The organism is Kribbella shirazensis, assembly GCF_011761605.1.
Taxonomy (GTDB): Bacteria; Actinomycetota; Actinomycetes; order Propionibacteriales; family Kribbellaceae; genus Kribbella; species Kribbella shirazensis.
Genome location: NZ_JAASRO010000001.1, coordinates 5,937,274 through 5,961,414, shown reverse-complemented (window position 1 = coordinate 5,961,414; position 24,141 = coordinate 5,937,274). Strand labels below are relative to the sequence as shown.

Genomic DNA, 24,141 nt, shown 5'->3' with positions numbered 1-24,141 from the left:
CTACAACCGGCCGAGGGCGTCCTTGAGGATGCCCTCGGTCGCGGACACCGGGTCCGCGGCGATGGTCAGTCCCTCCATGATCGCGACGTACTCGTCGACCTCATCGATCTTGTCGAGGTACAGCGCGCTGGACGCGTGCTCGATGTACACGACGTCCGGCAGGTCGCTGTCCGCGAACCGCAGCAGGCTGAACGAGCCACCCGCGCCGGGATAGCCGACGCTGGTGAACGGCATCACCTGCAACGTGATGTTCGGTCGCTGGGACCACTCCAGCAGGTGCTCGATCTGCGCCCGCATCACGTCCGGTCCGCCGACCGGCCGGTGCAGCACCGACTCGTCGATGACCACCCAGAGCTTCACCGGGTTCGGCCGGGTGAGGATCTGCTGCCGGGTCACCCGCAGCGCGACGCGCTGGTCGACCTCGGGCTCCGGCAGGAACGACTTACCCAGCTGTACGACGGACCGCGCGTACTCCTCGGTCTGCAGCAGCCCCGGGACGAACATCACCTCGTACGTGCGGATCAGGGTCGCGGCGAGCTCGAGGCCGACGTAGTTCGTGAACCAGGCCGGCAGCACGTCGCCGTACCGGGACCACCAGCCCGGGTTGTTCGCGGCCCGCGCCAGCTCCATCAGCCGGACGCGCTCGTCCTCGTCGCCCATCCCGTACAGCTCGAGCAGGTCGCTGACGTCGCGTTCCTTGAACCCGACCCGGCCGAGCTCCATCCGGCTGACCTTGGACTCCGAGGCCCGGATCTGCCAGCCCGCGTCGGCACGACTGAACCCGGCGGATTCACGCATCCGCCGCAACTGCCCACCGAGCATGATGCGAAGCGCGGTCGGGCCCTCGTCTCCGCCGCTCATCGCCTGCTCACTCACCCTGACCCACACCCAGCCACGCACCCATTTCAGCGGGTGATGCTACCGCCTGTCCACAGGTATCGCCCGATCGGCGCTCCGCGGACCGGGACGCCGACCCGGATGAGGGCGCGGATGAGCGCGCAGATACTTGACGAGGAAGCGAGCGTCGCGGTCCACGCCCTGGACGCTCGCCGAGGCGATCGCGTACTGGAAGTCGAGCCCGACGAAGCACAGCCCCGGGATGTCGGTCGACACCCCGCGTTCGTGCCGCGGCCACCCGTCCGCGTCGAAGACCGGGAGATCGATCCAGCCGTGGTCCGGATCGGAACCCGTGCACCACACCACGGTCGTGACGTCGTCGAGGACGTCGCCGTCTGCAGTCACCGGCCGGCCGTCGCGCACGCCTTCGATGCGGCCGACGCGTTCGATCCCGGCCGCGTCGAGGTGCTCGAGCTTGTTGCGTGTCAACGGCATGCCGTTCCGCAGAGCGTTGGCGATCGCCTTGCGGCCCATCGGCGTACGGCGGGTGAGCACGTGTTTGAACAGGAACATCACCATCGGCGTGAACAGATGCCCGACGGTCGAATCGATGTCGATCGGTACCTGACCCGGGTGCCGCCCGGCGAGCAACGTGCGATGCGTCCTGACGGCTTCCAGGGCGATGTCGGTGCCAGAGTTGGCTGCACCAACGATCAGGACCGTCCCGTCCGCGAGCTGCGCCGGGTTGCGGTACTCCAGCGAATGGAGTTGCCGGATCGACGGATCGAGTTCACCGGCGAACGCCGGCCGGCGCGGTGTGCTGTGCATCCCGGCCGCCACCACGACCTGGTCGGCCCGCCAGTCGCCGGCGGTCGTCTCCACCAGGAACTCGTCGTCGTCCCGCGACAAGCGCGTCACCCGTACGCCGGTCCGCACGGGCAGCTTGTGATGTACGACGTACTGCTCGAGATAGTCCGCCATCTCGTCACGGGTCGGACAGTCCCGCGTGCCGATCCGCAAACCCGGCAGGCTCGAGTAGCGCGGCAGACTGAACAACCGCAACGAGTCGTACCGCTGCCGCCAGCAGTCGCCGACCCGCTCGCCGGCCTCGAGGACGACGAAGTCGTCACGCAGGTAGTACCCCGTCGCCAGCCCGGCCTGCCCCGCACCGATCACCACAGTCCCGACCCTGTTCATGGACCTCAACGTAGGGTTGCCGAAGGCCACCGCACATCAACCGGTCACGCCATCTTGGCCGGGACCGACTGGTCATTTCTGCCCATTGACGCCGTGCTGCACAGCCCACGCGGTCGCAGCTGCCCGGCTGGAAACCCTCAGCTTCCCGAAGATGTTGCTGACGTGCCGGGCCACCGTCCGCTCGCTCAGGAACAGCTCGTTGGCGATCGCGCGGTTCGTCGCTCCGGTCGCGAGGATGCGCAGGACGTCGAGCTCGCGCGGAGACAGTCCGGTGCCGTCGAAGGGCTGCGCGAGTTGGTCCAGGGCGGTCAGCTGTTCGATCGCGCCGAGGCGTTCGAACACCGACCGCGCGCCGTCGAGTTCCATCTGCTCGGCGTCGATGTCCCCGAGCGCGCGACACGCTCGCGCGACCAGGACGCGGGTCTGCGCGCCTTCGTACGGCATCTCGAGGCGCTGCCACAACGTCCACGCCCGTCGCAGCAGCGGGATCGCGCCCTGTGGATCACCGCACGCGATCCGCACAGCGCCTTCGCAGTACGCCGCCAGAGCCTGCAGGTACGGCGAGTCCGCCCGCGCCAACTGGTGGAGCTCGGAGGCTGCCTTGCGCGCCGCCTCACGGTCGCCGAGGTCGAGCGCGATCGAGACCCGCGCGGCGAGCAGCAGTGGACGGTTCGGCGAGAACGCGTCCTCGGCCAGGGCGCGTTCGAGTCCCGCGACGGCGGCGGGGACCTGACCCTGGTACGCGCGCAGCAGTGCGAGGCCGGGCTGGACATCCGTCCCGTCCGCGGCCGCTTCGACGTACGCACGCTCCGCGGCGTCGTAGCGTCCGCGTTGCCGTTCGACCTCCGCGAGCCGGTACCACGCCGGTCCGACGTCGCCCGGGGTCAGCCGGCGGCACGCGTCCTCGGCCGCTTCCGCCGCATCGGACCAGGCACCGCGGTACTGCAGAATCTGCGCACGGTGTACCAGGCACGTGCCGCGGTACGGAACCAGGCCGGTCTGCTGGTCGCACCAGCCGCTCAACGCCTGCGTCCACTCCTGCGCACGGCGAATGTCGTACTGGTCGAGGCAGCAGGCGATCACCGAGCAGTAGGCCATGCCGGCGACCTCGGGGCCGACCTCGCTCGCCGTCACGTGCACCATCGCCTCGTCGAGTGCCCTGAGTGCCTCGGCGCCGCGGCCGAGCATCGCGAGACAGTTGCCGCGCCCGAGCGCGGCCAGCACGATCGCCTCGGGTTCGGTCGCCCAGCCGAGGTTCTGCTCGAACCGGGGGAGGGCCGCGGCGGCGTCGCCGGAGTTCATCAGCAAGGCCGCGTCGGCCATCGCGACCAGCCCGGCGAGCTGTGGCTGCCCGGGCGGCACCAGCCGCTCGATCCGCGCCTGCCAGCCCGCGGCCCGGGCGAGCTCGCCGCGCGTCTGCAGGTGGAACGCGAGCCAGAAGCCGCTGCGGATCGCGGCCACCACATCGCCCGCGGCGGCATGCTCCTCGTACGCACGCTCGCGGTACGCCGCCACCTCGTCGTCGTGACCGAGGACGAAGGCGGCGACCGCGAGCCGGTCGACGTCCGCGGGCGGCAGCAGAGCGCGCCGGTCGGCCGCCGTCAGCTCGGCGTACTCGGCGGGCCAGTCGTACTGCTCCATCCGCTGCCGCTCAGTGCTGCGCGAGGTCCAGCACGGTTGCCGTCGGCAACTTGGCGAGCTCGGCGGCGTCGATCAGCACCTTCGAGCCGCGGATGCCGCTGCCGATGACGACCGGTCCGGCCTGGACGACGGCCTCGTCGATCAGCACCGGCCAGTCGGCGGGCAGCCCGATCGGCGTGATCCCGCCGTACTCCATGCCGGTCGTGCCGACCGCGTCGTCCTGGGCGGCGAAGGAGATCTTCCGGACACCGAGGTGCTTGCGGACCACGCCGTTGACGTCGGCGCGATCGGTGGCCAGCACCAGCACCGCGGCGTACGACTCCTCACCGGCTCGCTTCCCGAGCACGACCACACAGTTCGCCGAGGCGGCCATCGGTACGTCGTACTCCGCGCAGAACGCCGCGGTGTCGGCGAGCTCCGCGTCGATCGGGGCCGCGTACGCCGGGAGCTCACCGAGCGCGTCCCGCACCGGCGCCGCGAGCAGCTCCGGTACGTCGGCCGCGGGCCGCCACTCGAGCTTGCCCATCACCGGCCCGGTCATGGGGCCTCCCGTCCTGGACTGAGGAGCGGAGGGAGCGCAGCGACCGGAGCGACGAGGGAAGGATGGGAGTTACAGCCCCATGACCCGCCGCGCCGGAGGCGCGGCATCAATACGGTCACTCGGCAGGCCCTTTCGCCAGGTCGGCGTACTCCGTGTGTTCCTCGAGGAAGCTCTGGTAGTACGGGCAGGCCGGCTTCACCCGGAGCCCGAGGGCGCGCGCGTCGTCGAGGGACTTGGTGGCGATCGTGCCGGCCACTCCACGGCCGCGGAACTCCGGCAGCGTCTCGGCGTGCACGAAGGTGATGACGCCCGGGTACAGCTTGTAGTCGACGAAGCCCATCAGCGTGCCGTCGGCGTCGCGCGCCTCGTACCGGCTGTGGTCCTTGGCGTCCACCACAGTGATCTCGTTCTCCATGCCCGCCACTGTAATAGCCACCCTAAGATGACCGGGTGGGCTCACTCCTGATCGCCGGCACGACGTCCGACGCCGGCAAGACCACTGTCGTGACGGGGTTGTGCCGCTGGCTGGCGCGGCAGGGGGTCCGGGTAGCGCCGTACAAGGCGCAGAACATGTCGAACAACTCAATGGTTTGCGCCGACGGCACCGAGATCGGGCGCGCGCAGTGGATCCAGGCCGTCGCCGCCGGCGCCGAGCCCGAGGCGGCGATGAACCCGGTACTGCTCAAGCCGGGCAGCGACCGGCGCAGTCACGTCGTGCTGATGGGGGAGCCGTGGGGCGAGTTGTCCGCGCGCGGCTTCCTCACCGAGCGGGCCGAGCTCGCCAAGGCGGCGTTCGCGGCGTACGACGACCTCGCGTCGAGGTACGACGTGGTGATCAGCGAGGGTGCGGGCAGTCCGGCCGAGATCAACCTGCGGCAGTCCGACTACGTGAACATGGGGCTGGCGCAGCACGCCAGGGCGCCGGTCGTCGTGGTCGGGGACATCGACCGCGGGGGTGTGTTCGCGTCGATGTTCGGCACGGTCGCGCTGCTCGACGCGGCCGACCAGGCCCTGGTCAGCGGCTTCCTCGTGAACAAGTTCCGCGGCGACGTCACGCTGCTGCGGCCGGGCATCGACATGCTCACGTCCGTGACAGGCCGGCCGACGTACGGCGTCCTGCCGTGGCTGCCCGAGCTCTGGCTGGACTCCGAGGACGCACTCGACATCCCGGTACGCCGTACCTCGCCGGGGGACCTGCTGACGATCGCGGTCGTGCGGTTCCCGCGGATCAGCAACTTCACCGACCTGGACGCGCTCGCCGTGGAGCCGACCAACAGCGTCTTCTTCACCACCAGCCCCGGCGAGATCCGCGACGCCGATCTCGTCGTACTCCCCGGCTCCCGCGCGACGGTCTCGGACCTCGCGTGGCTCCGGGAGAACGGCCTGGCCGACGCGATCACGGCCCGGGTCGCGCACCGCCGTCCGGTCCTGGGAATTTGTGGCGGGTACCAGGCTCTCGGATCATCGGTCTCCGATCCGCACGGGGTGGAGACAGGCGGTGATCACGCCGGACTGGGATTGTTGCCGGTTGCAACGACGTTCGCCAGGGAGAAGGTGCTCGCGCGGCCCACGCGCACGGCGTACGAGATCCACCACGGTGTCGTCGACGTGATTGGTGACGCCGAGGAGTTCCCGGGCGGCTGCCGCAGCGGCAATGTCTGGGGCACGATCTGGCACGGGTTGCTCGACGACGACGCCGCGCGGCACGCGTTCCTGCGCGAGGTCGCCGCGCTGACCGGCAAGCCCGCGCCCGACGGCTCGGTCTCGTTCGCCGGGTTGCGCGAGGCCCGGCTGGACCGGCTGGCCGACATGATCGACGAGTACGCCGACACCGCAGCCCTGCTGCACCTGATCGAGAACGGTGCACCGCCCGTTCCCTTCGTCCCACCAGGAGCGCCATGAAGACCGTGCTGCAGGACTACCTCAAGGACACGCGGGCCTTGATGCTCGCGAAGCTCGACGGGCTGAGCGAGTACGACCGCCGCCGCCCGCTCGTGCCGTCCGGGACGAACCTGCTCGGGCTGGTGAAGCACCTGGTCGGGATCGAGTACGTCTACCTCGGGACCAGCGTGGGCCGCCCGCCGGCCGAACAGCTGCCGTGGGAGGCCGACGGCTCGGTGTGGGAAGGCGCCGACATGTGGGCCAAGCCGGACGAGTCGACGGAGTACATCACCGGCCTCTACCGCGAGGCCTGCGCCCACGGCGACCGGTCGATCGCCGAGCTCGACCTCGACCACCCCGCCGAGGTCCCGCACTGGGCCGAGGGGCACCGCGCGACGACCTTCGGCGCGCTCCTGGTCCGGGTCGTCGACGAGACCGCCCACCACGCCGGCCACGCGGACATCGTCCGCGAACTGATCGACGGCCAGGGCGGCAGAGACGCCGGCATGCTCGACGAGGCAGCCTGGACCGAGTACTACGCCACGGTCCAACGGGCCGCGGAGGCGTTCCTGTAAGACTGGGGACTGTGGATGACTTCGAGCGCCTGCGTGGGCGGCTGTTCGGGATCGCCTATCGGATGACGGGGACGGCGACCGACGCCGAGGAGGTCCTGCAGGACGCGTGGCTGCGCTGGCAGGACGTCGACCGTACGACGGTCCGCGACCCGGACGCGTACCTCGCGAAGGTCGTGACGAACCTCGCGATCAAGCAGCTCACGTCGGCGCGCGCCCGGCGGGAGACGTACGTCGGCGAGTGGTTGCCGGAGCCTGTGCTGACCGGGCGGGCCGAGTTCGACGCGCTCGGGCCGTTGGAGGTCGTCGCGGAGCGGGAGTCGGTGTCGTTCGCGTTGCTGCTCCTCCTCGAACGGCTCACGCCGGCCGAGCGGGCGGCGTACGTGCTGCACGAGGCGTTCGCGTACGGGTACCGCGAGGTGGCCGAGCTGATCGGGACCTCGGAGGCGAACGCGCGGCAACTGGGGTCCAGGGCGAGCAAGAAGCTGGCCGCGGAGGCGCCGCACGAGCAGCCGGTCGACCGGGCCGGGTGGCGGAAGCTGGTCGAGCGCTTCATCGCGGCGGCCCGGCTGGGGGAGATCGAGCAGCTGGAGAAGCTGCTCGCGGAGGACGTGGTGTCCCGCGCCGACAGCGGCGGCAAGGTGACCGCAGCCCGCAACGTGCTGATCGGCCGGAACCGCGTTGCCCGCTACCTGGCCGGGGCGATCCAGCGGTTCGGCGGCGGGATCGAGGCCTACCTGGCGGAGGCGAACGGCGGGCCCGCACTGGTTGCCGCAGGCCCCGACGGAGTGGTCGCGATCTGCTTCATCGGCATCGGCCCGGACGGCGTGACCGATGTCCAGTTCGTGATGAATCCGGAGAAACTGACCTTCGCGACCGCGCAGGTGTCACGAATCGGAGGGCCGTCGGATCTGAGCTGGTGACCGAAAGGAACACCATGACCTCAATCCTTGTCACCGGTGGAACCGGCACGCTCGGGCGGCCGACCGTGGCCGGACTGCGGGCCGCCGGCCATCAGGTGGGCGTGCTCAGCCGGAAGCCGGGCCCTGACCGTGTGGTTGCCGACCTCACCAGCGGCGCGGGCCTCGACGCCGCCGTCGAAGGTTCGGACGTGGTCGTGCACCTGGCCACGAGCCAGGGCCGACGCGACGTCCAGCAGACACGCAACCTGCTCGAAGCCGCCGCGGGCGTGCAGCACCTGATCCTGATGTCGATCGTCGGCATCGACCGCATCCCGCTGGCGTACTACCGGTACAAGCTCGAGACGGAGCGCCTGGTTGCCGAGTCAGGCGTGCCGTACACGATTCTGCGCGCGACCCAGTTCCACAACCTCGTCGACCAGATCTTCGCGGTCCAGCGCTTCCTCCCGGCGGTTTTCGCGCCGGCCGTGACGCTGCAGCCGATCGCGGTCGAGGACATCGCCGTACGCCTCGTCGAACTGGTCGACGGACCTCCCGTGATGGGTCGCGCACCGGACATCGGCGGTCCGGAGCTGCACCCCGTGCCCGACCTGGCTCGCGCGTGGAAACAGGCGCGATCGACGCGCCGGCCAGTGCTTCCGCTGCGGCTGCCGGGCGGGACGTTCCGCGCCTACGCGGACGGCGCGGCGACGGTCGACGGGCCGGAGTACGGCCGGATCACGTTCGCGGAGTACCTCCGGTGAGGGCCTATGTCCGCGGCGTACTGATCGTCCTCGCCGCCTTCGAGGTGCTGCTGGGTCTGTGGCTGTCGATCGTGCCGAAGACGTTCTACGACCGTGTGCCGACCGTGAACTGGACGCCGCCGTACAGCGACCACCTGTTCCACGACTTCGGTGGCGCGAGCCTCGGACTCGGCATCGTGCTGACGGCCGCCGCGATCCGTTTCGATCGTTTCCTCACCGTGGTTTCGCTGATCGCCTACCTCGCGTACGCCGGACCGCACCTGTTCTTCCACCTCGGCCACCTGGAAGGCGACGAGCCCGTGCTGTCGGCTGGACTGGCCGTCGTTCTCGGCCTGATGGTGGTGCTCCCGCTGACGGCGCTGGCCGCGGCGCGCAGGATGACTTGACGACTGTGACAGTAGGACTGTCACAATAGCGGCCATGGGTCCACTCGAGGGCGTGAAAGTGGTCGAGCTGGCGGGGATCGGGCCGGCGCCGTTCGCGTGCATGATGCTGGCCGAGCTCGGCGCCGAGGTGCTCCGCATCGACCGCCCCGGCGGCAACCTGTCGCTCGGGCCGCCCGAGCTCGACCTCCTCAACCGCGGGCGCCGGAGCGTGGCGCTGGACCTGAAACAGCCCGCCGCGGTGGACGTCGTACGCCGCCTCGTGGCGCAGGCCGACGTACTCGTCGAAGGGTTCCGGCCCGGGGTCGCGGAGCGGCTCGGCCTGGGACCGGAGGACTGTCACGCAGTCAATCCGCGGCTGGTGTACGGGCGGATGACCGGCTGGGGTCAGGACGGTCCGCTCGCGCAGTCGGCGGGGCACGACATCGACTACCTCGCGTTGTCGGGTGCGCTGCACCTGATCGGGCGGGCCGGTGGACCGCCGCAGGTGCCGGCGAACCTGCTCGGTGACTTCGCCGGCGGGTCGCTCTACCTCGTGATCGGCGTACTCGCGGCTCTTCACGACGCGCAGCGCAGTGGGCAGGGGCAGGTCGTCGACGCGGCGATCGTCGACGGCTCGGCGCACCTGACCACGATGTTGCTCGGCGCTCTCGCGGCCGGTTCGTGGCGTCAGCACCGCGGGACGAACCTGCTCGACACGGGTGCGCCGTTCTACGACGTGTACGAGACAGCCGACGGGAAGCATGTCGCCGTCGGGGCGCTCGAGCCGCAGTTCTACGCCGAGCTGATCGACAAGCTCGGCCTCGACGCGCCGGACCGCAACGACCCGGCGCAGTGGCCGGAGCTGCGGAAGGTGCTCACCGAGACGTTCCGGCAGCGCACACAGGCGGAGTGGACCGGGGTGTTCGACGGCTCGGACGCCTGCGTCGCGCCGGTGCTGCCGCTGGCCGCCGACCATCCCCATCTCGTTGCCCGGGGCACCTTCGTGGAGCACCACGGCGTCCGGCAGGCGGCCCCCGCGCCACGCTTCGGCCGTACGCCGACCAGCCTGGACCGACCGCCCGCGCGGCCGGGGGAGCACACCCGGGAGGCGCTGACCGACTGGGGCATCACCGAGATCGACACCTTGCTGGAATCCGGCGCCGCCCAAGAAGACTCAACACCGCAGAACTGAAAGGAATCCGCCCGTGGAACGTCAGCTGTTCGACGCCGATCACGACGCCTTCCGGGAGACCGTACGGGCCTTCTGCGACAAGGCGATCGTCCCGCACCACGACAGCTGGGAAGACGCCGGCATCGTCCCGCGCGAGCTGTGGACGGCCGCCGGTGCGGCGGGCCTGCTCGGGTTCATGATGCCGGAGGAGTTCGGCGGCGGTGGAGTGCGGGACTTCCGGTTCAACACCGTGCTGATCGAGGAGCTCACCAGGGTCCGCGCGAGCGGGGTCGGCTTCACGATTCACACCGACATCAATTCGGCGTACCTGCTCGACTATGCGACCGAGGAGCAGAAGAAGCGCTGGCTGCCCGCGTTCTGTTCGGGGGAGACGATCACCGCGATCGCGATGACCGAGCCCGGGGCCGGCAGCGACCTGCAAGGCATCCAAACCACCGCGCGGCGCGACGGCGACCACTACGTGCTGAACGGGCAGAAGACGTTCATCTCGAACGGGATCCTCGCCGACCTGGTGATCGTGGTGGCGAAGACCGACCCGGACGCGGGTGCGCAGGGCATCTCGTTGATCGTCGTCGAGCGCGGGATGCCCGGGTTCGAGCGTGGGCGGAACCTGGACAAGATCGGGCTCAAGGCGCAGGACACCGCGGAGCTGTTCTTCGACAACGTCCGGGTGCCGGCGGAGAACCTGCTCGGCGAGGAGGGTAAGGGCTTCGTCTGCCTGATGGAGAAGCTGCCCCAGGAGCGGCTGACGATCGCCGTGGTCGCGGCCGCGGCCTGCGAGAACATGCTCGACGACACGCTGCGGTACGTGAAGGACCGCAAGGCGTTCGGCCGCCCGATCGGCTCCTTCCAGAACAGCCGCTTCGTCCTCGCGGAACTCGCCACCGAGACGCAGATCGCGCGCGTCTTCGTCGACCGCTGCGTACAGGAACTGAACGCCGGCACCCTGACCGTCGCCGAGGCCGCGATGGCGAAATGGTGGACCACCGAACTCCAGAAGAAGGTCGTCGACCGCTGCCTGCAGCTGCACGGAGGCTACGGCTTCATGACGGAGTACCCGATAGCCAAGGCCTACCTGGACACCCGCATCCAGACCATCTACGGCGGCACCACAGAAATCATGAAGGAAATCATCGGCCGAACGATGGGCATCTAGGCGCAGGTGAGCCCGTCGTTCGGTGCGTGCTGGTGGCGCCGTGACGACGGGTCCTGCGCCTGCTTCGTCAGTCAGGGGGTGCGGGCGGCCTGAGCTGATTCGCCGGCTGCGTCGTGCTCAACCCCTCCCAGCGGCGCGACACAACCGGCGCCGGGGTCTAGGGCGTGCCCGAACAGGCTCGCTCAGCCTAGACCGCCGAGTCCCGCAGCACCACAGGTCGCGCCATCTCAGCCTGCGGCCAGCGTCAGGCGGCCCTGGACGACCTCGGTCGCGACGTCGGTCAGGCGGCGGTTGTTGGACCGGGCGTAGGTGCGCATCACGGCGAAGGCCTCGTCGACGCCGATGCCGAGCCGATGGCTGAGGTACCCCTTGGCCTGTTCGATCAGGATCCGGCTGTTGAGGGCGGACTGCAGTTGCTCGGTGACGATCTCCTGCCGCGCCAGCGCCCGCTGGTGCACGATGCCGATCGTGGCCGCGTCGGCCAGCGCCTGCCCGAGAACGATGGTGTCGTCGGTCAGCGGGCCGGCCTGACGGCTGAACAGGTTGACCGCGCCAATGGTGGTGTCCCGCAGCCGCATCGGCAGCGCCTGGACCGAGACGTACCCGGCGTCGACGGCGGCCGCCGTGAAGTCCGGCCACGGGCTGTTGCCGTCGCGCAGATCGGCGTACTGCACCGGACGTCCGCTGCCGAACGCGTCGAGGCATGGACCTTGGAGGTTCTGCAGCTGGCCGAGCTCGATCAGCCGGGCCTGTTCGCTCGAGGCGGCGACCAGGTTCAGCGCGCCGTGGTGGTCGACGAGCAGGATGCCGCACGAGGTGACGTTCAGCAGCTCGCTGCACCGGGCCGCGAGCCGGTCGAGAAAATCGATGATGTCGAAGTCGGCGACGAGCGTGTCGGACAACTCGATGAATACCTCACGCACCCGCCGGTCAGACGTGCTCATGAGTCCTCCTCCTCGTGCTCCGGGTCGGCATGCTGGGATCCCGTCCCCTTCGTTCGATGGTCGGTCGCGTCGATCTCGAGGCGTAACTGGCCGGCCATCACTCCTGTGGCGACGTCCTGCAAGGACAGTCCGCTGCTGTATGCGTGGGCGCGTAGGCGTGCGAGCGCGTCGGTCACGGTGAGGCCGAGCTGCGCCGCGACCATCCCGGTGGCCTGGTGTACCTCGGCCCGGCGAGCGGTGAAGGCGGCCGTGATCAGCCCGTCGGGATCGGTCCCGACCCCGGTGCGGTCGTCGAGGGCCAGCACCAGTACCGCGTCGGAGTACACCAAGGCGTCCTGGAGCAAGTCCACCGGCAACGGGCCGCGCTCGCGCCGGTAGACGGCCAGGACACCGACCCGGGCCGCGCCGACGCCGACCGGGAACGCGAACACGGCACCGATGTCGCGCTGCGTGGCCGCTGCCGAGAACATCGGCCACCGGCGGCCGGCCCCGAGGGCGGCCAGGTCCGATTCCAGCACCGGGGCGCCGCTGAGGACGGCGTCGCCGCTCGGTCCTTCGCCGAGACTGAACTGCAGCTCCTCCAGCTCACCGGCCACCGGGTCGCTGGCGACCAGCGGCTCCCAGATGCCGTCGTCGCGCGCTACTGCGAACCCCGCACCGATCGCCGAAAGCGCCGCGGCGCAGGCGCGTACTGCGGAGAGCAACGTCGGCGGCGCGCCGTCGCTCCTCGCGGTGGCTTTGATCGCCCTCCACACCTTGGCGCTGCGGTCCAGATCCACGCATCCCGTCCAGGTTCGTGCCGCCGCCGGGCGGATACTCCACTCTAGCGGCCGGGTGCTGGTCAGGGTGCTCATCGCAACGTGCGCCGGGAACGATTCTGTGAGTCATCTGTCCGCGGGCCTCCATACAGCCGCGGATCGGTTCCGGTACCCGCTTCCGAGGCCCTCACTCGCCCGCCGGGCAGACGCCGTACGATTCGCTCATCAGGGCTTCCACATCGAGGGAGGGTCGGTATGGACGTTGTGTCGCCAGGGTTCAGTGGTCGGCGCCGGGGTGGGGCGGACCTGCCGCCCGGGCAATACCTGACGCACGAGTTCCCGGTGCTGTCGGCGGGGCCGACGCCGCACATTCTGACTGATCACTGGGAGTTCACGGTCACCACCGAGAGCGGTGAGAAGTACAAGTGGGACTGGGCGGCGTTGATGGCGTTGCCGGCCGAGGAGATCACCAAGGACATCCACTGTGTGACACGGTGGTCCAAACTGCAGACGACCTGGAAGGGTGTCTCGCTGGACACGCTGCTCGCGGACGTGGAGACCGGCGCGGACTTCGCCATGGCGCACAGCTACGGCGGCTACACGACCAACCTGCCGCTGGACGACCTGCTCGACGGGCAGTCCTGGATCGCCTACGAGTACGACGGTGAGCCGCTGGACCCCGAGCACGGCGGACCGGCGCGCCTGCTCGTCCCGCACCTGTACTTCTGGAAGAGCGCCAAATGGGTCCGCGGCCTGGTGCTGTCCGACACCGAGGACCTCGGCTTCTGGGAGACCGCCGGTTACCACGAGTACGGAGACCCATGGAAAGAACAGCGCTACGCCGGCGACTGATGTGGCAGGTCGCGACGGTGGCCGACGTCCGGCGTGAGACGGACACCGCCCGCACCATCGTGCTCGACGTACCGGACTGGCCGGGGCATCTCGCCGGGCAGCATCTCGACGTACGGCTGACGGCCGAGGACGGGTACCGGGCCTCCCGGTCGTACTCGATCGCCTCGGCGTGGCCTGGTTCCGACACCGGGTCGACGATCGAGCTGACCGTCGAGCAGGTGCCGGACGGCGAGGTGTCGCCGTACCTGGTCGACGTGCTGAAGGTCGGCGACCCGTTGGAGATCCGCGGCCCCGTCGGCGGCTGGTTCGTGTGGACGCCCGACCAGGACGGGCCGGTGCAGCTGATCGGCGGCGGGTCGGGTGTCGTGCCGTTGCGGGCGATGCTGCGGGCGCATGCGGCCGCGGGGAGTACGACGCCCGTGCGGTTGCTGTACTCCGTCCGGCGGCCGGAGTCGGTGATCTACGTGAGCGATTTGAAGGAGCTGGCCACGTCGGACGATGTCGACGTACGGCTGGTGTACACGCGGGAGGCGCCGGCGGGGGAGCCGCGCGTGGGCCGGATCGACGCGGACGTGATCGAGCGGCACGCGTTCGGACCCGAGGCCGGCGCGACGACGTACGTCTGCGGCCCGACGCCGTTCGTGGAGACGGTGGCCGACCTGCTGGTCGCGGCCGGTCACGACCCGGCCCATGTCAGAACGGAGCGGTTCGGATGAGTCAAGCCAACTATCTCGACGGCAACGCGGCTGCCGGCGCCCTGAGCGAAGTCTTCGCCGTGGATCTGACCACTGCGGTCGGCCAGTGCAACGGCTGTGGCCAGACGGCGGTCTTCGCCGAGGCCCGGGTGTACGTCGACGCTCCCGGAATGGTTGCCCGCTGCAACGGCTGCGAGTCCGTCCTGCTCCGCGTGGTCACCACGCCCCACGACACCTACCTGGACCTCCGCGGGCTCACGTACCTCCGCGTCCCGAACTCGTGATCGCACGGCGCGTCGTCGTCCACGGCCAGGTGCAGGGCGTCTTCTTCCGCGCCGAGTGCCGCCGCGCGGCGCACGAAGCAGGCGTCGCCGGCTGGGTCCGCAACCTCCCGGACGGCACCGTCGAGGCGTTCTTCGAAGGCCCCGACGAGAGCGTCGCCCGGATGGTCGACTGGGCACAGCACGGCCCACCGCATGCCGCAGTGGACCGCGTCGAGGTAACAGACGAGCCACCGGCCGGACGCACCGGCTTCGCGATCACTTACTAGCGGGCTTGCTCTGGGTGCGGCGGATGGTGTCGCGCTGGGTTTCGCCGACGGCGCGTTCGTAGGCCAGGACGAGGCCCTGGATGGTGACCGGCTTGAAGCGTTCGACGAGCTGCTGGATGTGCTCGGGCGGGCCGCCGGAGTCGCGGTAGTGCGGCCAGACCTTGGTGCGGAAGACCTCGGTCAGCTCCTCGGCGATCGCGCGGCCGTGCTCGGTGAAGATGCGGCCGGCGTCGAGGACCGCCTCGACCGGCAGGTCCAGGTCGAGCAGTTCGACGCCGAGACTGAGGTGCGCGGTGGCGACCTGGAACACGTCCTCGTCCGGTGTCGGCTCGACGACCCCGAGAGCGACGAGCATCTCGATGTCGTCGTCGGACAGCTCCCGGCCGGTACGCCGTACCAGGGTTGCCCGGTCCAGCGTCTCCGGCAGGTCGCGCATCCACGGGGTCAGCAGGGTCCGGTGCAGCGCGATGTCCTGCGGCGTGGCGTCGGTGGGGATCCGGTCCAGGTACCCCTCGATCGCCTGCAGCGTGAACCCGTGCGCCTGCAGCTCGCGCACGAGGTCGAGGCGCGCGATGTGCTCCGGCCCGTAGTACCCGACCCGGCCGCGGCGGATCGGCGGCGGGATCAGCCCCCGGCCCGCGTAGAAGCGCAACGTGCGCACCGTCATCCCGACCCGCGCGGACAGCTCGTCCACCGTAAGAGTCACGCCTTGAGTTGATGCGTCCCCCGCCACTTCCGACATGGCGGAGATCATAACGAGTGCCCCTTGACCATCGTGACAGCACTACTGTCACAATCGGCCGTATGAGCGAAGCCTTCCTGTACGACGCGATCCGCACACCGCGCGGCAAGGGGAAACCGACTGGCGCGCTGCACGAGGTCAAGCCGATCCAGCTGATCACCGGTCTGCTGGAGGAGCTGCGCACCCGGAACCCGGACCTGGATCCGGCCGCCGTCGACGACGTCGTCCTGGGGGTCGTGACCCCGATCGGCGACCAGGGCATGGACATCGCGCGGACCGCCGTACTGATGGCCGGCTACCCGGAGACCACCGGCGGCGTGCAGCTGAACAGGTTCTGCGCGTCGGGCCTGGAGGCCGTCAACCAGGCGGCGCAGCGGGTCCGGTCCGGCTGGGAGGACTTCATCCTGGCCGGCGGTGTCGAGTCGATGTCGCGGGTGAAGATGGGCTCCGACGGCGGCGCGTGGGCCATGGACCCGGAGACCGCGTTGCGGACCGGCTTCATTCCGCAGGGCATCAGCGCGGACCTGATCGCGACCCTGGACGGCTTCTCCCGCACCGACGTCGACGCGTACGCCGCCGAGTCGCACGCCCGCGCCGCGAAGGCCTGGGCGAACGGGTACTTCGCGCGTTCCGTCGTACCGGTCGCCGACCGCAACGGCCTACGGATGCTCGACCACGACCAGCTCGTCCGGCCTGGTACGTCGGTCGAGACGCTGGCCGGCCTGCCGCTGTCGTTCGAGGCGATCGGGGAGCACGGCGGGTTCGACTCGGTCGCGCTGGAGAAGTACCTGACCGTCGAGCGGATCAACCATGTGCACCACGCGGGCAACTCGTCCGGCATCGTCGACGGCGCCGCGCTGGTTGCTGTCGGCAACGAGAAGGCCGGCGAGGCGCTCGGCCGGGCGCCGCGCGGCCGGGTGGTGGCGACCGGCGTGAGTGGCGCGGACCCGACCATCATGCTGACCGGTCCGGCGCCCGCCGCCCGCAAGGCGCTGGCCAGGGCCGGGCTGGAGGTGGACGACATCGACCTGTTCGAGATGAACGAGGCGTTCGCGGCCGCGGTTCTGCACTTCATGAAGGATCTCGGCGTACCGCACGAGAAGGTGAACGTGAACGGTGGCGCGATCGCGCTCGGTCACCCGCTCGGCGCCACTGGCGCGATCCTGATCGGAACCCTGCTGGACGAACTGGAGCGCCGCGAGCTCCGGTACGGACTGGCCACCCTGTGCGTCGGCGGCGGCATGGGCGTCGCGACGATCATCGAGAGGCTCGCAGCATGATCGAGTGGAAGAACGACGCCGGTGTCGTCACGCTGACGATGAACGACCCGGACGCGTCGGCGAACACGATGAACGACGCGTACGTCGAGGCGATGGGCCGGACCGTCGAGCGTCTGGCCGCCGAGAAGGCCCTGATCAAGGGCGTGATCGTGACCAGCGCGAAGTCCACGTTCTTCGCCGGCGGCGACCTGCGGATGCTGTCGCGGATCCAGCCGTCGGACGCGGCGCAGGTGTTCGAGACGATCGAGCTGGTCAAGAAGCAGCTGCGCACGCTGGAGACCCTGGGCGTGCCGGTCGTTGCCGCGATCAACGGATCCGCGCTCGGCGGCGGTCTGGAGATCGCGCTCGCCTGCCACCACCGGATCGCCGCCGACGACAACCGCATCGAGATCGGCGTCCCCGAGGTGACCCTCGGCCTGCTGCCGGGTGGCGGGGGAGTGACCCGCACCGTGCGGATGCTCGGCCTCCAGGACGCGTTGATGAAGGTGCTGCTGCAGGGCCAGCGGATGAAGCCCGCGCACGCGCTGAGCGTCGGCATCGTCGACGAGGTCGTGCCCGCCGACGAGCTGCTCGCCGCGGCCCGCCGGTGGATCACGACGTACGAGCGTGAGTTGCAGGGCGACGCCAAGCAGCCGTGGGACCGCGACGGTTACAAGATCCCCGGCGGTACGCCGTCCTCGCCGAAAATGGCCGCCTTCCTGCCGGCGTTCCCGGCGAACCTGCGCAAGCAGCTCAAGGGCGCGCCGTACCCGGCGCCGCGGGCGATCATGAGCGCGGCGGTCGAGGGCACCCAGGTGGATTTCGAGACCGCTTCGCGGATCGAGTCGCGGTACTTCGTCTCGCTCGCCACCGGGCAGACGGCGAAGAACATGATCCAGGCGTTCTTCTTCGACCTGCAGTCGATCAACGCCGGCGGGTCGCGGCCGTCCGACGTACCGAAGTACACCGCGCGCAAGGTCGGTGTCCTCGGCGCGGGGATGATGGGCGCCGGGATCGCCTACGTCTGTGCGAAGGCCGGGATCGAGGTCGTGCTGAAGGACGTCTCGCTGGAGGCGGCCGAGAAGGGCAAGACGTACTCGGAGAAGCTGCTCGCGAAGCAGGTGGCGAAGGGGCGGACGACCGCCGCCGACGTCGAGGAGTTCCTGAGCCGGATCACGCCGACCGCGGACCCGAACGACCTCGCCGGGTGTGACCTGGTGATCGAGGCGGTCTTCGAGGACACCGGGCTGAAGCAGAAGGTGTTCGCCGAGATCGCCGGCGTGGTCGAGCCGGACGCGCTGCTCTGCTCGAACACCTCGACGCTGCCGATCACCTCGCTCGCCGACGGCGTCGACCGGCCGGACGACTTCATCGGCATGCACTTCTTCTCGCCGGTCGACCGGATGCCGCTGGTCGAGCTGATCGTCGGCGCGAAGACGTCGGACCGGGCGATCGCCCAGGCGTACGACGTCGTACGGCAGATCCGGAAGACGCCGATCGTGGTCAACGACAGCCGCGGGTTCTTCACCTCACGGGTGTTCGGCACGCTCGTGATGGAGGGCGCCGCGATGGTCGCGGAAGGCGTCGACCCGGTGACGATCGAGCGCGCGGCGACCCAGGCCGGTTTCCCGGCACCGCCGCTGGCGATGCTGGACGAGGTCACGCTGACGCTGCCGCAGAAGATCCGGGACGCGCCGCGCGCGGCCGGGGACAGTGCGGGCGCGTTCGACGACCATCCCGGGATGGCGGTGACCGACCGGCTGGTCAACGAGTTCGGCCGGCGGGGCAAGGCGGCCGGTGCCGGGTTCTACGACTACCCGGCCGACGGCCCGAAGCGGTTGTGGCCGGGGCTGCGCGAGCACTTCCCGCAGCGTGACGACGTACCGCTGACCGACCTGCAGGAACGGCTGCTGTTCGCGATGGCGCTCGAGACGGTGAAGTGCCTGGACGAGGGCGTGCTGCGGTCGGTGCCGGACGCGAACATCGGGTCGATCTTCGGCATCGGGTTCCCGCCGCTGCACGGCGGCGCGTTGCAATACGTGAACGCCTACGGCCTGCAAGCCTTTGCCGACCGATCGCGTGAACTGGCGGCGACGTACGGCTCCCGCTTCGAGCCGCCCGCCCTCCTGCTCCGGAAGGCCGCCGCAGGCGAGATCTTCACCTGATCACGAGCCGATATCGAATCACGCGAACTCCACACAGTCGAACAAAGGACAGCGCGCCCGGTCTTGCGCCGGGCGCGCTTTTGAGACATTGTGCTGGCACTTCTACAACGATTGACCTGTAGTACGGTGTGCCAAATCGGAGATGCTTAACGCCGTTAAGTAACTCTCGGAACCCGGCGTCGTGCCCCCTGCGGCGTCGCTCTCGGGAAGGTGGAATTCATGCCTGCTCACGTTCCGAACGCCGGTCTGACCCGGCGGGATCTGCTCAAGCGGACCGGCGGCCTGGCCGCCCTCGCCGCATTCACCGCCGCCTGTGGCGGCAACACCGGCCGACCGTCCTCGGGCGGCGGAGGCGGCGGCTCGAAGCCGAACCTGTCGCAGTGGTACCACCAGTACGGCGAGACCGGGACCCAGCAGGCGGCGCTGAAGTACGCCAAGGCGTACACCGACGCGAACGTCGCCGTCCAATGGACGCCCGGTGACTACGACGCCAAACTCGCGTCCGGCCTGCTCTCCAGCAAGGGCCCGGACGTCTTCGAGGGTCACTTCAACATCAGCATGGTGAAGAGCAATCAGGTGGTGCCGCTGGACGACATCATGGCCGACGTCAAGGACGACTTCCAGCCGGGCGACCTGGCCACCAACACCCTGGACGGCAAGATCTACGGGATCCGGATGATCATCGACCCGCAGGTCATCTACTACAAGAAGAGCCTGCTGGACAAGGCCGGGATCAAGCCGCCGGAGACGATCGACGACCTGATCTCCGCGGCCAAGGAACTCACCACGAACAAGGTGAAGGGCATCTTCGTCGGCAACGACGGCGGCAACGTCATGGGCGGGCCGGCGCTGTACTCGTCCGGCGGGGAGTACCTGACCAAGGACAACAAGCCCGGCTTCACCGGGGATCGCGCCGCCCAGGCCTTCGGCAAACTGCACGAACTGTACGCCAGCAAGAGCATCCTGCTCGGTGCGCCCACGGACTGGTGGGACCCGACGGCGATCAACCAGGGCCTGGTGGCGATGCAGTTCATCGGCATGTGGGCGGTGCCCGGAATGCAGAAGGTGCTCGGCGACGACATCGGCGTCATTCCGTTCCCGAAGCTCGACGCGCAGGCCAAGCCGGCCGTGTACTCAGGCGGCTGGACCCAGTTCGTCTCCGCCAAGAGCGCGAACGTCGAGGCGGCGAAGAAGTACGTCAAGTGGCTGTGGATCGACAAGGCGGAGTACCAGGAGGACTGGTCGCTGAACTACGGCTTCCACATCCCGCCGCGCAAGAGCCTCGCGGCCAAGGCCTCCAAGCTGCAGAGCGGCGTCGCCGCCGACACGGTCAAGCTGACCCAGGACTACGGCTACACAGACAACCCGGCCTGGACACCGAAGATGGGTACGGCCTTCGGTGACATGCTGACCAACGTCATCAAGAAGGGAGCTGACCCAGCTGCCGAGATCGCCAAGGCCGAGAAGACCGTCAACGGCGAGCTGACACGGTTGTTCGGATGAGCGCTCCCGCCAAGACATCCGCGGACCCCGCTGTCGCTGGTGAGCAGCGGGGGACACGTCGGCGGCGGCAGAAGGGCATCGCCGGCAACACCTTGTGGTTCTGGGTGTTCGTCGGGCCGTTCGTGCTCGGCCTGCTGATCTTCTCCTACCTGCCGATCCTGTGGAGCCTGGTCCTCAGCTTCTTCGAGGCGTACAACACCGCGACGCCGTCGAAGTTCGTCGGCCTGCAGAACTACGTCGACATGCTCACCGACCGGAACTTCCTGTCCAGCCTGGGCACGTTCACGATCTTCGCGGTGTTCATCGTGCCGCTCACGTTCGTGCTCTCGCTGGCGCTGGCGTTGCTGGTCAACCAGGTGAAGGTCGCGCGGGCGTTCTTCCGCTCGGTGTTCTTCCTGCCGACCGCGTGCTCGTACGTCGTCGCGTCGCTGATCTGGAAGCTGTCGATCTTCAACGGTGTCCGGTTCGGGCTCGCGAACACGGTGCTCGGCTGGTTCGGCATCGAGAACATCGCCTGGCTGTCGACGGTCGACCCGCCGTGGTACTGGCTGCCGCTGGTGACGGTCCGGCTGTGGCTGCAGCTCGGGTTCTACATGATCCTGTTCATCGCCGGGTTGCAGCGAATCTCGCCGACGCTGTACGAGGCGGCGTACGTCGACGGGGCGAAGCCCGGCTGGCAGGTGTTCCGGTACATCACGTTGCCGCAGCTGCGGGCGACGTCGGTCGCCGTACTGATCCTGAACCTGATCGCGGCGTACCAGGCGTTCGACGAGTTCTACAACCTGGTCGGCAACGTGAACTACGCGCGGCCGCCGCTGGTCTACCTGTACGGCATCTCGCTCGGCTCGATCCAGGACCTCGGGCACGGTTCGGCCGGCGCGCTGATCCTGGCGGTCATCATCATGCTCGTGACGCTGCTGCAGAACCGGATCTTCGGCTTCGGAAAGGCGGGCGACTGATGGCTGTTACCGAGCGTACGACGGGAACCCCGCAGCCGATCGGGTTCCGGCAGAGCCCGTGGGGCCGGGTCGGGACGGTGCTGCGCTGGATCGCGCTGTTCATCGCGGTGGTGCTGTTCCTGCTGCCGTTCTACCTGATCCTGCGCAACGCGCTGTCCACCGAGGCGGACATCACGGCGCCGACGTGGACGCTGTTCCCGAAGGACCTGCAGTGGGGGAACATCCCCGAGCTGTTCAACGACACCCAGGTGCCGATGGCGCGGGCGATGTACAACTCGGCCGTGGTCGGCGTGCTGGGTACGGCGGGACAGTTGCTGCTGGCATCGATGGCGGGGTACGGGCTGGCGCGGATCCCGTACCGGCACGCGGACAAGATCTTCTACGCGATCGTCGCGACGCTGATGATCCCGGGCGCCGTGACGTTCATCCCTTCGTTCATCGTGGTGTCGTCGCTGGGGTGGGTGTCGTCGCTGCGGGGGCTGATCATCCCGACGTTGTTCAGCGGCTTCGCCGCGTTCCTGTTCCGGCAGTACTTCCTCGGGTTCCCGCGGGAGCTGGAGGAAGCGGCGCGCGTCGACGGCGCGGGTCACTTCGGGGTGTTCTGGCGGATCGTCGTACCGAACTCGCTGCCGTTCTTCGCGGCGCTGGCGGCGATCACGTTCATCGGCAACTGGAACTCGTTCCTGTGGCCGCTGGTGATCGGCCAGGACTCGTCGTCGTGGACCATCCAGGTCGCGCTGTCGACGTTCATCACGGCGCAGACCATCAACATCCATGAGCTGTTCATGGCGGTCGCCGTGTCGATCCTTCCGCTCGTCCTGATCTTCGCGTTCCTCCAGCGCTACCTGATCCAGGGCGTCACCCAGTCCGGCATCAAGGACTGACCCAGTCCGGCGGGGAGTCCACCAGGCTCACCGCCACCACCGGCCGCCGCGAACCGGCCACCGCTTCGCGGCGCCGGTTTGTCGACCGCCTGCGTCGGCGCGCATCCCGCTCCGACGGGCGGGGCAGTGGCGAAGCAAGATGCCTGCAGTTGAGCTTTGCGGAACATTTGTGCCGGGTGTTGGCGGCCCGCGGCACTCATCGGACACCGCTTCGCGGCGGCAGTTTTGTCGGCCGCCTGCGGCGGCGCGCGTGCGGCGCCGGTGGGCGGAGGCGCTGGCGGAGCGAAGTGCCGGCAGCGGGCTGAGGTTGTGGAGCATTTGTGCCGGGTGTTGGCAGCCCTGCGGCACGCATCGGACACCGCTTCGCGGCGGCGGTTTTGTCGGCCGCCTGCGGCGGCGCGGGTCCCGCTCTGACGGGCGGAGGCAGTGGCGAAGCGAAATGCCTGCACTTGCGGTTTGCGGAACATTTGTGCCGAATAGCGGCAATTATGTTCCGCAAACCGGGCGGTGGGTCCAGAAGTGGCCGCCGGTCCCCTCGGGGACGAAGGTGTTGGTGCCGACGGTCAGGCCGGCGGTTGCGATCCACGTTTGGTACGTCGTCGCGTCCGTCTGCCTCCACCGCATCGGGGCGCCGCCGTCGAGCCAGTTTGTCCTCGGTGCCGGTCCAGCGGCGTGGCCCGTCGTACACAGGATGCAACCACCAGGCCGAAGTCAGCCGGCGATGCGCGCGAGGAGTTGAGGCTGCTCGTCCGGCAGGTGGACCAGCGCGTAGAGCGACACGATGGCGTCGAACGACCCGAGCAGGAAGTCGAGCGACATGACGTCTGCGTTGACGAACTCTGCGCCGGGGACGAGTTCGCGGGCGCGGCTGATCTGGACCTCGCTGATGTCAACGCCGGTGACACGATGCCCGGCCGTGCTCAGTGGCCGGGTGACTGGTACGCCGGTCCCGTATCCCACGTTGATCACCCGACTGCCTGGACCGAGCCGGCCTGTCAGCTCCTCGATCCAGTCCTGGTACTTCGCATCTGCACCCCGTCGCCTCGTCGCACCGGCGCGACAGGACGTCGTACCCGCGTCGTACATCCTGCTTCGGATCCTGCATGCCGCGCGGGCTAGCGTGGTGGGGAACCTGATTCTCGGGCAGAGGGGTTCGTGGTGGATGAGTACGGTGGTCGGCGGCCGACCAGTCATGAGCGGATGGCGGGGCGGGCGTGGGATGCGTCGTATCAGGACGGGCCGGCGCCGTGGGAGATTGTGGGGCCGCAGCCTGCAGTTGTTGAGTTGGCGGCTCGTGGTGTGTTCGGTGGGGCGGTGCTCGATGCGGGGTGCGGGAGCGGGGAGAACACCTTGCACATCGCGGCGCTGGGCGTGCCGGTGCTCGGTGTGGATGTCGCCGCGACCGCGATTGATGCTGCGCGTCAGAAGGCGTTGGAGCGTGGTGTCGAGGCCGAGTTCGCTGTCGCGGACGCGCTTCATCTCGAGCGGCTCGGGCGGGCCTTCGACACGATCCTCGACAGCGGGCTGTTCCACACCTTCGACACGGGCGAGCGTGCGGCGTACGCCGGCAGTCTGGCGAGGGCGGCGAAGCCGGGAACGATGCTGTACGTCGTCAGCTTCAGCGACGAAGGACCCGAGCCGGTCCCGCACGCCGTCAGTCAGGATGACGTGAGGACAGCCTTCTCCCAGGGGTGGACGACCGTGAGCATCGAGCCGTGCAGGCTGGAGACCCGCATTCACGACAACGGCGCCCCCGCGTGGCTGTCGACGATCCGGCGGAGCTGA

General features: G+C 69.2%; 26 protein-coding genes. 17 read left to right on the top strand and 9 right to left on the bottom strand.

Translation table 11 applies throughout. The annotated features are described in order from the left end of the window. From BJY22_RS28785 to BJY22_RS28765, 5 genes are all read right to left on the bottom strand, one after another. The gene (locus BJY22_RS28785; protein ID WP_167218768.1) at nucleotides 1–861 is read right to left on the bottom strand and encodes a helix-turn-helix domain-containing protein; all 861 of its coding nucleotides are present in this window, start codon (nucleotides 859–861) and stop codon (nucleotides 1–3) included. Nucleotides 862–918: 57 nt separating this feature from the next. After that, the gene (locus BJY22_RS28780) at nucleotides 919–2,034 is read right to left on the bottom strand and encodes a flavin-containing monooxygenase (protein ID WP_167212792.1); all 1,116 of its coding nucleotides are present in this window, start codon (nucleotides 2,032–2,034) and stop codon (nucleotides 919–921) included. A gap of 72 nt (nucleotides 2,035–2,106) precedes the next feature. Then, the gene (locus BJY22_RS28775; protein ID WP_167212790.1) at nucleotides 2,107–3,675 is read right to left on the bottom strand and encodes a LuxR C-terminal-related transcriptional regulator; all 1,569 of its coding nucleotides are present in this window, start codon (nucleotides 3,673–3,675) and stop codon (nucleotides 2,107–2,109) included. Between the two features lie 10 nt (nucleotides 3,676–3,685). After that, nucleotides 3,686–4,216, bottom strand: a complete 531-nt coding sequence (locus BJY22_RS28770) for a YbaK/EbsC family protein (protein ID WP_167212788.1) — start codon at nucleotides 4,214–4,216, stop codon at nucleotides 3,686–3,688. 115 nt (nucleotides 4,217–4,331) lie between these two features. Further along, nucleotides 4,332–4,631 (bottom strand): GNAT family N-acetyltransferase, encoded by a 300-nt coding sequence (locus tag BJY22_RS28765; RefSeq protein ID WP_167212785.1) that lies wholly within the window; start codon nucleotides 4,629–4,631, stop codon nucleotides 4,332–4,334. Nucleotides 4,632–4,666: 35 nt separating this feature from the next. Between BJY22_RS28765 and BJY22_RS28760 the strand changes: the two genes are divergently transcribed. Genes BJY22_RS28760 through BJY22_RS28730 form a run of 7 tightly spaced genes read left to right on the top strand, consistent with a single transcriptional unit; the run spans nucleotide 4,667 to nucleotide 11,045 of the window. Then, the gene (locus BJY22_RS28760; RefSeq protein ID WP_167212783.1) at nucleotides 4,667–6,118 is read left to right on the top strand and encodes a cobyric acid synthase; all 1,452 of its coding nucleotides are present in this window, start codon (nucleotides 4,667–4,669) and stop codon (nucleotides 6,116–6,118) included. Then, nucleotides 6,115–6,672, top strand: a complete 558-nt coding sequence (locus BJY22_RS28755; protein WP_167212780.1) for a DinB family protein — start codon at nucleotides 6,115–6,117, stop codon at nucleotides 6,670–6,672. Before BJY22_RS28760 ends, BJY22_RS28755 begins: the two co-directional genes overlap by 4 nt. Nucleotides 6,673–6,683: 11 nt before the next feature. Then, complete coding sequence (gene sigJ, locus BJY22_RS28750; RefSeq protein WP_337759340.1) at nucleotides 6,684–7,592, top strand: RNA polymerase sigma factor SigJ; 909 nt, start codon at nucleotides 6,684–6,686, stop codon at nucleotides 7,590–7,592. A 14-nt stretch (nucleotides 7,593–7,606) separates the two neighbouring features. Then, nucleotides 7,607–8,332 carry an SDR family oxidoreductase gene (locus tag BJY22_RS28745; protein ID WP_167212778.1) on the top strand — a complete coding sequence of 242 codons (726 nt, stop codon included), beginning with the start codon at nucleotides 7,607–7,609 and terminating at the stop codon, nucleotides 8,330–8,332. Continuing rightward, nucleotides 8,329–8,718 carry a hypothetical protein gene (locus BJY22_RS28740; RefSeq protein WP_167212775.1) on the top strand — a complete coding sequence of 130 codons (390 nt, stop codon included), beginning with the start codon at nucleotides 8,329–8,331 and terminating at the stop codon, nucleotides 8,716–8,718. The genes BJY22_RS28745 and BJY22_RS28740 overlap by 4 nt, the downstream gene beginning before the upstream one ends. A 34-nt stretch (nucleotides 8,719–8,752) precedes the next feature. After that, on the top strand, nucleotides 8,753–9,889 hold the full coding sequence (locus BJY22_RS28735) for a CaiB/BaiF CoA transferase family protein (protein ID WP_167212772.1): 1,137 nt from the start codon (nucleotides 8,753–8,755) through the stop codon (nucleotides 9,887–9,889). A 13-nt stretch (nucleotides 9,890–9,902) separates the two neighbouring features. Next, nucleotides 9,903–11,045, top strand: coding sequence for an acyl-CoA dehydrogenase family protein (locus BJY22_RS28730; protein ID WP_167212769.1), 1,143 nt, complete (start codon nucleotides 9,903–9,905; stop codon nucleotides 11,043–11,045). Nucleotides 11,046–11,272: 227 nt separating this feature from the next. Here BJY22_RS28730 and BJY22_RS28725 read toward each other — a convergent pair whose 3' ends face one another. Then, complete coding sequence (locus tag BJY22_RS28725) at nucleotides 11,273–11,989, bottom strand: GAF and ANTAR domain-containing protein (RefSeq protein WP_167212767.1); 717 nt, start codon at nucleotides 11,987–11,989, stop codon at nucleotides 11,273–11,275. Next, on the bottom strand, nucleotides 11,986–12,768 hold the full coding sequence (locus tag BJY22_RS28720; RefSeq protein ID WP_167212764.1) for an ANTAR domain-containing protein: 783 nt from the start codon (nucleotides 12,766–12,768) through the stop codon (nucleotides 11,986–11,988). The genes BJY22_RS28725 and BJY22_RS28720 overlap by 4 nt, the downstream gene beginning before the upstream one ends. 234 nt (nucleotides 12,769–13,002) lie before the next feature. Between BJY22_RS28720 and BJY22_RS28715 the strand changes: the two genes are divergently transcribed. The 4 genes from BJY22_RS28715 to BJY22_RS28705 are packed head-to-tail and all read left to right on the top strand — an operon-like array spanning nucleotide 13,003 to nucleotide 14,844. Beyond that, a complete protein-coding gene (locus BJY22_RS28715; protein WP_167212760.1) occupies nucleotides 13,003–13,599 on the top strand; it encodes a sulfite oxidase-like oxidoreductase in 597 nt (198 codons plus the stop codon). Beyond that, the gene (locus tag BJY22_RS28710; protein WP_167212757.1) at nucleotides 13,569–14,315 is read left to right on the top strand and encodes a ferredoxin reductase; all 747 of its coding nucleotides are present in this window, start codon (nucleotides 13,569–13,571) and stop codon (nucleotides 14,313–14,315) included. The genes BJY22_RS28715 and BJY22_RS28710 overlap by 31 nt, the downstream gene beginning before the upstream one ends. Next, entirely contained in the window at nucleotides 14,312–14,578 is a 267-nt protein-coding gene (locus tag BJY22_RS41925; RefSeq protein WP_238350487.1) for a DUF6510 family protein, read from the top strand. Before BJY22_RS28710 ends, BJY22_RS41925 begins: the two co-directional genes overlap by 4 nt. Then, nucleotides 14,575–14,844, top strand: a complete 270-nt coding sequence (locus BJY22_RS28705; protein WP_337759334.1) for an acylphosphatase — start codon at nucleotides 14,575–14,577, stop codon at nucleotides 14,842–14,844. Before BJY22_RS41925 ends, BJY22_RS28705 begins: the two co-directional genes overlap by 4 nt. Here BJY22_RS28705 and BJY22_RS28700 read toward each other — a convergent pair. After that, a complete protein-coding gene (locus BJY22_RS28700; protein ID WP_337759332.1) occupies nucleotides 14,834–15,550 on the bottom strand; it encodes a MerR family transcriptional regulator in 717 nt (238 codons plus the stop codon). The two genes, BJY22_RS28705 and BJY22_RS28700, sit on opposite strands and share 11 nt — an antisense overlap. A gap of 98 nt (nucleotides 15,551–15,648) precedes the next feature. Between BJY22_RS28700 and BJY22_RS28695 the strand changes: the two genes are divergently transcribed. The 5 genes from BJY22_RS28695 (at nucleotide 15,649) to BJY22_RS28675 (ending at nucleotide 22,356) form a co-directional block, all read left to right on the top strand. After that, nucleotides 15,649–16,866 (top strand): acetyl-CoA C-acetyltransferase, encoded by a 1,218-nt coding sequence (locus BJY22_RS28695; protein WP_167212746.1) that lies wholly within the window; start codon nucleotides 15,649–15,651, stop codon nucleotides 16,864–16,866. Further along, the gene (locus BJY22_RS28690) at nucleotides 16,863–19,010 is read left to right on the top strand and encodes a 3-hydroxyacyl-CoA dehydrogenase NAD-binding domain-containing protein (RefSeq protein ID WP_167212742.1); all 2,148 of its coding nucleotides are present in this window, start codon (nucleotides 16,863–16,865) and stop codon (nucleotides 19,008–19,010) included. Before BJY22_RS28695 ends, BJY22_RS28690 begins: the two co-directional genes overlap by 4 nt. Nucleotides 19,011–19,229: 219 nt before the next feature. Next, on the top strand, nucleotides 19,230–20,513 hold the full coding sequence (locus BJY22_RS28685; protein ID WP_167212739.1) for an ABC transporter substrate-binding protein: 1,284 nt from the start codon (nucleotides 19,230–19,232) through the stop codon (nucleotides 20,511–20,513). Further along, on the top strand, nucleotides 20,510–21,472 hold the full coding sequence (locus tag BJY22_RS28680; RefSeq protein ID WP_167212736.1) for a carbohydrate ABC transporter permease: 963 nt from the start codon (nucleotides 20,510–20,512) through the stop codon (nucleotides 21,470–21,472). Before BJY22_RS28685 ends, BJY22_RS28680 begins: the two co-directional genes overlap by 4 nt. Next, on the top strand, nucleotides 21,472–22,356 hold the full coding sequence (locus BJY22_RS28675) for a carbohydrate ABC transporter permease (protein WP_167212733.1): 885 nt from the start codon (nucleotides 21,472–21,474) through the stop codon (nucleotides 22,354–22,356). Before BJY22_RS28680 ends, BJY22_RS28675 begins: the two co-directional genes overlap by 1 nt. Nucleotides 22,357–23,067: 711 nt before the next feature. Here BJY22_RS28675 and BJY22_RS41195 read toward each other — a convergent pair. After that, the gene (locus tag BJY22_RS41195) at nucleotides 23,068–23,442 is read right to left on the bottom strand and encodes a class I SAM-dependent methyltransferase (protein WP_202891301.1); all 375 of its coding nucleotides are present in this window, start codon (nucleotides 23,440–23,442) and stop codon (nucleotides 23,068–23,070) included. A 72-nt stretch (nucleotides 23,443–23,514) separates the two neighbouring features. Here BJY22_RS41195 and BJY22_RS28665 point away from each other — a divergent pair, with 72 nt between their 5' ends. Then, a complete protein-coding gene (locus BJY22_RS28665) occupies nucleotides 23,515–24,141 on the top strand; it encodes a class I SAM-dependent methyltransferase (protein ID WP_337759328.1) in 627 nt (208 codons plus the stop codon).